This window comes from Gluconobacter sp. ESL1110, assembly GCF_058107395.1.
Genome location: NZ_JBYLUK010000010.1, coordinates 40,111 through 47,500, shown reverse-complemented (window position 1 = coordinate 47,500; position 7,390 = coordinate 40,111). Strand labels below are relative to the sequence as shown.

Below are 7,390 nucleotides of genomic sequence, written 5' to 3'. Positions count from 1 at the left end.
TACCAAGGCGCTTGAGAGAACGATGCTGAAGGAACTAGGCAAATTGCTCGTGTAACTTCGGGATAAACGAGACCCAACCGTGGGCAACCATGATTGGGTGGCACAGACCAGGCGACTGTTTAGTAAAAACACAGGGCTCTGCGAAATCGTAAGATGACGTATAGGGCCTGACGCCTGCCCGGTGCCGGAAGGTTAAGAGGAGATGTGCAAGCATTGAATTGAAGCCCCGGTAAACGGCGGCCGTAACTATAACGGTCCTAAGGTAGCGAAATTCCTTGTCGGGTAAGTTCCGACCTGCACGAATGGCGTAACGACTTCCCCACTGTCTCCAGCATCGACTCAGCGAAATTGAATTCCCCGTGAAGATGCGGGGTACCCGCGGTCAGACGGAAAGACCCTATGAACCTTTACTGCAGCTTGCATTGAGTGTTTGTGAAGCTTGTACAGATAGGTCGGAGGCTTTGAAGCCGGGGCGCCAGTTTCGATGGAGGCACCCTTGAAATACGACCCTGAATTTTTCTGATGTCTAACCGAGACCAGTAAGCCTGGTGGAGGACCCTGCATGGTGGGCAGTTTGACTGGGGCGGTCGCCTCCCAAAGTGTAACGGAGGCGCGCGATGGTGGGCTCAGGCCGGTCGGAAACCGGCTGTCGAGTGCAATGGCATAAGGGAGCCTGACTGCGAGAATGACAGTTCGAGCAGAGACAAAGTGCGGCCATAGTGATCCGGTGGTTCCGCGTGGACGGGCCATCGCTCAACGGATAAAAGGTACCCTGGGGATAACAGGCTGATCTCCCCAAGAGTCCACATCGACGGGGAGGTTTGGCACCTCGATGTCGGCTCATCACATCCTGGGGCTGGAGCAGGTCCCAAGGGTTCGGCTGTTCGCCGATTAAAGTGGTACGTGAGCTGGGTTTAGAACGTCGTGAGACAGTTCGGTCCCTATCCGCCGTGGGTGTAAGAGACTTGAGAGGATTTGTCCCTAGTACGAGAGGACCGGGATGAACATACCTCTGGTGCACCGGTTGTCACGCCAGTGGCACAGCCGGGTAGCTATGTACGGACGGATAACCGCTGAAAGCATCTAAGCGTGAAACCCACCTCAAAACAAGGTCTCATAGAGCCGTGAAGATGATCACGTCGATAGGCCGGGTGTGAAAGTGCAGTACATGCATGCAGCTAACCGGTCCTAATCGCTCATAATCCTCACATCAAACACATGCACAGAAATCAGCCACACTCATAAAACACCAACCTCCACCCACTCTCAAAAAGACTGGGTGGGCTGGAAGACCTGGTGGCCATTGCGAGGGCCCTACACCCGATCCCATACCGAACACAGCAGTGAAATCCCTCAGCGCCTATGATACTGCACCTCAAGGTGCGGAAAAGTCGATGCCGCCAGGTCCCCCAGCCCACTCACAGCATCCTCCCAAAAACCAACATCATACATACCACCGCGGGGTGGAGCAGCCCGGTAGCTCGTCAGGCTCATAACCTGAAGGCCGCAGGTTCAAATCCTGCCCCCGCAACCAATCCCATCATAAATCCCTACAAATCGACCGCTGAACAGATGTTGCCGCGTCATATCAGTCGTCTCATGCCATGCGGCCCGACCCTCGTTAAAGAAGGCCAGGCAATCACGCACGTTTCCATCACACCAGCTTTAATGAACATAACACTAACTCAGAGCTCACAGGGCTCGTTGGGGGAGAGGAAGGGAGATAAATCTTTTTCCCGCAAGGGAGAGTTCTGATAAACGAAGGCGTACGTGACACAGAGATAGCTTCTTTGAATCTAGGCACGTCGGACTGCAGTTCAGTAAAGGTAAACTGCAGCAAGTTCATAACCAGCACGCGAACCTTTCTATCATGCTAAGCGCAACGTATGCTGGCTAGATAAGAATAAAATCAGAACATCGCTTCTTCCAATTGAGTTAAAATTTCTGTTCTTAATTTCTGAAGGGCTGGGTTGTCTCGGTCTCGTGGTTGAGCGTCTTCAATACGGAGATCGGCGATGACGCGTGCTGGACGAGGGCTGAAAATAATCACACGTGTCGCCAGAAGAAGGGCTTCTTCAACATCATGAGTGACCATGAGCGCTGTAAAGCCCTGAGACCTCCAGAGGCGATAAAGTTCAGTTTGCATCGCAAGACGTGTCAGGCTGTCCAGCTTGCCAAGAGGTTCATCCAAAAGAAGAAGACGAGGGTTATTGATCAACGCACGCGCCAGCGCAACACGTTGCGCCATCCCACCCGAGAATGGACGGTACACACTCACGAAACAGTCTGACGACTTTTGCATCAGATAACCAGATCAAGAGTGTGCCGACCCAGAGAATACATGAAAGACAGGTACTTAAAGAGGGCAGCAGTCTTTTTGGGAGCTCCTTTACCCAAGATCTGAAGTCCATGGCTTCTCATATTCTATAAATATATCTACAGAAAAAGACTCTAATCGTTCAGCCCGATCGAAATTCCGGCAAATACGCCAAATCCATCTCCGGGTTGCATTACCGAGAGTTGTTTGCCTCCAGCAATATATCCGGGCACCACAATGGATGCATAATGCTTGTTGGTTAGGTTATTGAACGAGAGGAATACCTGACGATGTTTTCCGGGCCATTCATAACCGATGTTGGCATTGTAAATATGGTAGGATGGGGCAAAGTAGGTATCGTCATAAGACCCGGAAACTTTTGATGAAACCTGAGTATTAAAACCAGCATAAAATCCATTCTTCAGGTCGAGACGGATTTCTCCCTGATAAAAGTGAGCCGGAATGCCCGGGAGTTTATTGTGTCCGAAAACAGCATCGTTTTTGAAATGGAAATCCTGATAGGTATAAGATTGATGTAATCCCAAGGTTCCACCAGACCACTTATACAAATTTGTTTCGAGAGATGCTTCGACACCCTGATGTACGGTTGGAGACGCATTTGAATACGTCGCGTTTCCATAAAGTTGCGACAGAGGGGTCATGACAGACAGGAGTTCATTCCTCACAGAAGAATAATAGTATGTCAGGCTCCATTTATTGCGGAGCCAATCGCCTGTTGTGCCAATTTCATAGGTTGTCGCTGTTTGATTTTCCAGGCTTGCTCCTGTGGCTGTCAGACCTGCAGCAGGTCCGGTTGTATAATTTGCACCAGAAAGCAGTTGCCAGTCGTTGGGGGGCTGAAAACTACGGCTTACGTTTCCATAAACAGAAACATGCGGATTAATGACATATCGAAATCCTCCGCGCGGAGTAAAGCCGACAGCCGACGTTTTAAGAGAGCTCTCTGTGGGATATGTGACAGCGGTTGAGCGCTGAACGAAGTCTAGGGCACCTGCGGCGGTTAGCCAGAAATTATGGAAGAGTTCGAAATTATCCCTGATATGGAAATAATTATCCGTGCCGCCGTAGGTGGCGTGCCGAAGTTTCGTGCCAAAAGGAATGCTCGCGTAAGTGCCGGTACTTGTTCTGGTCCGCGTCGTTTGCCAGGCGTCTAGATCGCTATAAGTGTCGATCCCGAATAAGGTATCGTTGCTATGCCCCCAAACCTTGTCTTTTCGGCTGTAACGGATCACGCCAGCAATCGTCTTGTATCCCCAGATTCCGGCGGTAGTACCATTTTCGATGTCAATCGGGGCATCCTGATAATTAATTCCCAACTCCAGTTTGGAGTGATCATCAATCCGAATGGTCGTCATGTTGCCGTACCATTTCGAACCGGGCTGGATGCGTTTGGAGTGCAGGGCGACATATGTAGATTGTGCCTGCTTGGGGTTATCAATGATCTGATCTCGGGTCAAAAAACCTGGATAACCATTCTGTGTCTGGCGATAGCGGAAGAAGAAGCGCGTGGAGACCTTGTCGTTGAAACGGTATCCATAATTTGCGTTAACACCAAAACTGCTCGCCGCTGTCTGTTGCTGATATCCGCCGCGGTATGATTTTGTAACGCTTATGTAATAGTCTGATTTTCCTATGACTTTCCCGGAACTGATCTGCTGTTTGTTGTAGTTGAAACTGCCCGCTTCGGCTCTGACCTGAAAAAGATCTGCATCATACCCTGTTTGGGTAACGTAATTGATCGCCCCACCGAGTTGTAGACCGCCATAATCAAAGGCATTGGCTCCACGGAGCACTTCTGTGTATCGCACTCCAAGCGTCTCAAAAAGTTCGTAGGGTGTTCCGGCTGGTGTTGTTACGGGAAGCCCGTCAAACATCATCAGAATGCCTGAACGGAAATAGTTTGTTCCTGTCTGGATTCCGGAACCGCGAATGGAAAGCCGCAAACCGTCGCCGCCACCGGAACTTTGTGCAAAAACACCGGGTTGGAACGCGAGGGCATCAGCGTTCGTAAAGTTACGACCTTTCAGAACCTCATGTGCATCAATTACACTGACACCGCCAGGAATAGTACTCAGAGCTGCTTTTGACTGATCCACGACGGAGCGTCTTCGAGTGGAAACCTTAATCGTTTCACTCGAGGGAGCAACAAATGGGCGAGGCGGTGATGCGTTATTCAATGCTGAGGGCGATGTCAGTTTTTTGCCAGAAGCATTTGTCCGATGATAATTTGTATGGATTTTATGCTCTGCAGCCTCGCTCATGAGCGGGGTCATAGCGACTGCGCTTAACAGGATTGAAGACAGACGCGCATGAGACATGCCAAAACGAAAATCTGTATGGGAATAAACCCGCTTTTTCTGGTTCTTCATTTCAAGCTCATTCCGGACGGGGAATTCATGCCCCGTATTACTGGTGTTTTATTTAGATCGCGGAGCGCGGAATTTGTGTGAATATTACGTGTGTCATGGCAACGAATAATAATCGGTTCCTTCTTCCTCTCACATTTGAAGGGAGAGGCAGAGGGCTGATACCGTTACTTTGACTTGGATCTGACGTAATTCACTGAAAGACTTTTCGCCGTTCAGGCGTTACCGCACTTACATCGCATTCTGATATTCCTCGTCGAAGAGAACCATAGATTATGGTTCATATGTCATATTAATTATATGAAAACTTTTCTATACAAAAAAATATAAGTATTATTCAGGTGTTTCATGAGTATTTCTGAATATATTGGGTGTAAAAATAAAATTTTTATCAATGATATCTGCTCGTTAAGAGATCTAACTGCGATCTGGCTCACCTCCAGATCGCTGAAGAAACTTCAACATGGGACGTTAAAAGCCCTTCTTTTAAAAATCCATCGGCAATCTGTTGTTGCTCCTGTATGACGCCCGCCTCCATCGGTTTATAGCCGAAATCTCTGGTTTTGATTGCCGAGTAGACGGTATCGTAAGGCAGTCCTGTCTGCTTCGCGAGAAGATGCGAGACTTCGGGTTTATGGCCCTGAGCCCACGCATCCGTTTGAGCGATTTGATGAAGTGCTTCCCGCAAAAGGCCCGGCTGATTGTCTGAAAATTCACGACGTGCGAGGAAAAACTCTCGATTTGCGACAATATTCTGCGCCGTTGTCAGAATGCGAGACCCACTGGAGAGCGCTCCCGACAGATAGGGGTCCCATATCGCCCAAGCATCAATTTGACCGCTTTCAAAGGCTGAACGAGCAGATGGGGGTGTAAGATAGGCCGGTTTGATGTCATGAAAAGACAGGCCAGCTTTATGGAGCGCCTGGAGCAGAAACCAGTGAACGTTAGATGCGCGATTAAGCGCGATCCGTTTGCCCTTCAGATCTCCAAGAGTTTGGATTGAACTGTCTTTCGGAACGAGAATAGCCTCGGCGAGAGGGGCAGGAGGCTCATGCCCGACATAGACAAGTGCATCAGGTGTTGCCGCCGATGCGAACACGGGAGGAGCATCGCCGGTCTGCCCTAAATCCAGCGCTCCTGCTACCAGAGCCTGCAACAATTGTGGGCCTGCGACGAATTCTGACCATACGACATTCGCTCGGTTAGCCAGAGCTTTTTCCAGCGCGCCAGATTCCTTGAGAATGACCAGAGTGCTGTAACGCTGATAGCCGATACGAATGACGGGTGTTGCTGCGTGCGCTGTGGACGCAAAAGTGAGTGCAAGACTGCCAGCCAAGAGGTTGCGGCGGTTGATAAGGCGATGTGTATCAGTCATGGCGCTGCCGTGTTGTATTGTGGTTCGGATGTTCCGAAGAGCTTTTCTCGAAGAGTCCCAGGCTGATATTCTGTTTTATACCGGCCTCGTTTCTGAAGTTCGGGGACAATATATGTCACGAAGTCCTCAAAACTGCCTGGTGTGATGGCGTAAGCGAGGTTGAGGCCGTCAATCCCGGTGTCTTCAATCCATTTTTCGATCTGATCCGCAACTTTTTGGGGACCACCGACAAACGTTACGCCCATTCCGCCGATTGCCGCATGTTCTGCGAGTTCCCTGACGGTCCAGACCCGTTTCGGATCAACAACAGTCAACGCATCAATTGCAGAGTGAATGGCATCATTACGGATATGGCGAACGGGGTCGTCCAGGTCGAACGTTGAAAAATCGACGCCTGTCCAGCCTGACATGAGCGTCAACGCACCTTCATGGCTGACATATTTTCTGTACTCCGCCCATTTTTCCACAGCTGCCTCGTCGTTCTCGGCCGTTACAATTGTGACAAGAGAGAAGATCTTGAGTGATTTTCTGGAACGTCCGGTGCGCTGAAGTTCCGCTTCCAGTCCTGAAACGGCATGCCGGGCGACTTCTTTGGAGGGGCCGGCGATAAAGACGCATTCAGCATAATCACCAGCGAAGGCCCGGCCTTTACTGGATGTCCCTGCCTGATAGAGGACCGGCGTTCGTTGAGGCGAGGGCTCGCAGAGATGGATTGCATCGACCTCAAAATACTTTCCTTTGTGTTGCAGGCGATGAACTTTCGTCGGGTCTGTAAAGATTCCATTTTCCCGATCTCGCAGAACTGCACCGTCCTCCCAGCTTTTCTCCCATAAGCCTCTCAGAACCTGCATATAATCGCGTGCGACGTCATAGCGTTCGTCATGTGACGTCTGTTGCTGCTGACCAACGCCCTTTGCCGCGCTGTTCAGATAGCCTGTCACAATGTTCCATCCTATCCGCCCGTTGGTCAGGTGATCCAGGGTACTGATGCGGCGGGCGAAGGGGTAGGGGTGCTCGAAAGAGAGAGTTGCCGTCAGTCCGAAGCCAAGGTTTTTGGTGACAGCGGCCATGGCGGAAATCAGCATGGCCGGGTCATTGACCGGGACTTGGGAGGCATTGCGCAAGGCCGCGTCCGGGCCAGCTCCATACACATCGTAGATGCCAAGAACATCTGCGATGAAAAGCCCATCGAACAATCCCCGTTCAAGCGTCTGGGCGAGATTCGTCCAGTATTCGAGGGTGTTGTAATGCCATGACTGATCGTCCGGGTGCCGCCACAAACCGCTGGCCTGATGGGAGACGCAATTCATA

General features: G+C 50.6%; 3 protein-coding genes, 1 tRNA gene, 2 rRNA genes and 1 pseudogene (1 of these 7 cut by a window edge). 3 read left to right on the top strand and 4 right to left on the bottom strand.

The annotated features are described in order from the left end of the window. The 3 genes from AC3B6F_RS12525 to AC3B6F_RS12515 all read left to right on the top strand — a co-directional run. Positions 1-1,212, top strand: a 23S ribosomal RNA gene (locus tag AC3B6F_RS12525) (it extends 1,624 nt beyond the left edge of the window). Positions 1,213-1,292: 80 nt separating this feature from the next. After that, positions 1,293-1,406: ribosomal RNA gene (gene rrf, locus AC3B6F_RS12520) — 5S ribosomal RNA — on the top strand. A 51-nt stretch (positions 1,407-1,457) separates the two neighbouring features. Further along, positions 1,458-1,534 (top strand) — tRNA-Met (locus AC3B6F_RS12515). Between the two features lie 375 nt (positions 1,535-1,909). Here AC3B6F_RS12515 and AC3B6F_RS12510 read toward each other — a convergent pair. From AC3B6F_RS12510 to AC3B6F_RS12495, 4 genes and pseudogenes are all read right to left on the bottom strand, one after another. Beyond that, a pseudogene (locus AC3B6F_RS12510) lies at positions 1,910-2,257 on the bottom strand (ATP-binding cassette domain-containing protein); the annotation flags it as partial. Positions 2,258-2,451: 194 nt separating this feature from the next. After that, positions 2,452-4,656, bottom strand: coding sequence for a TonB-dependent receptor family protein (locus tag AC3B6F_RS12505; protein ID WP_408871204.1), 2,205 nt, complete (start codon positions 4,654-4,656; stop codon positions 2,452-2,454). A 481-nt stretch (positions 4,657-5,137) separates the two neighbouring features. Continuing rightward, a complete protein-coding gene (locus tag AC3B6F_RS12500; protein ID WP_489824615.1) occupies positions 5,138-6,079 on the bottom strand; it encodes an aliphatic sulfonate ABC transporter substrate-binding protein in 942 nt (313 codons plus the stop codon). Then, positions 6,076-7,389 (bottom strand): LLM class flavin-dependent oxidoreductase, encoded by a 1,314-nt coding sequence (locus tag AC3B6F_RS12495; protein WP_489824699.1) that lies wholly within the window; start codon positions 7,387-7,389, stop codon positions 6,076-6,078. Before AC3B6F_RS12495 ends, AC3B6F_RS12500 begins: the two co-directional genes overlap by 4 nt. Between the last annotated feature and the right edge of the window lies 1 nt (position 7,390).

Excerpts from the sequence above, each read along its gene's own strand:
- AC3B6F_RS12505 (WP_408871204.1), bottom strand. The coding sequence starts at position 4,656 with ATGTCTCATGCGCGTCTGTCTTCAATCCTGTTAAGCGCAGTCGCTATG.
- AC3B6F_RS12500 (WP_489824615.1), bottom strand. The coding sequence starts at position 6,079 with ATGACTGATACACATCGCCTTATCAACCGCCGCAACCTCTTGGCTGGC.
- AC3B6F_RS12495 (WP_489824699.1), bottom strand. The coding sequence starts at position 7,389 with ATGAATTGCGTCTCCCATCAGGCCAGCGGTTTGTGGCGGCACCCGGAC.